1 protein-coding gene is annotated in these 509 nt (G+C 58.0%); it reads right to left on the bottom strand.

Going from position 1 to position 509, the window contains the following annotated elements; genetic code table 11:
• On the bottom strand, positions 1 to 496 hold a 496-nt coding region (locus V7702_RS16855; RefSeq protein WP_335651224.1), incomplete at its 3' end, for a vitamin K epoxide reductase family protein.
• Positions 497 to 509: the final 13 nt, after the last annotated feature.

The following is a 509-nucleotide window of genomic DNA, read 5'->3' as shown; positions in this document are numbered from 1 at the left end:
CCAGGAACTGCCCCATCGCCACGAGCTCATCGAGCGAATATGGAATCATGATCAGCATCGCGAGCGCAGCCAGCAGGCACAGCGTGCAATAAGTGCCGATAACGATCGGCTGAATGATGATGAAGTAGATCGATATGACACCGAGCGGCACGACGACAATGCCGAACAGGAGGACCATCCATGGCATCGTACGCCAGCGGGCGCGGCCTCCCATGACGCCCATTAACACCTCAAACATGTAAGTGGTGGCGCCCAGACCACCATCCGCAATTGGCCAGGCTTTGGAAACGTCCGAGGTGATAATATACTCGGTGCCATTCCGGACCGCATCGCCGGAAAAGAACGGTTCCCAGACGCCATCGATATGGCCCAGCTGATAGGCGGCAAGCACGCGGGAAATAACGAACCCAATGGCGCCAAGCGCGATGATCGGCAGGCGCTGCAAATAGGTTGAGGGCGAATAGGTCCAGCCAGGGGGCATGTCGGAGGAGTCCATCATGCCTTCGTGG

Source organism: Phenylobacterium sp. (assembly GCF_036963605.1).
Lineage (GTDB): Bacteria > Pseudomonadota > Alphaproteobacteria > Caulobacterales > Caulobacteraceae > Phenylobacterium.
The sequence above is the reverse complement of the archived record's forward strand: the minus strand, read 5'-3'. Positions and strand labels throughout refer to the sequence as shown.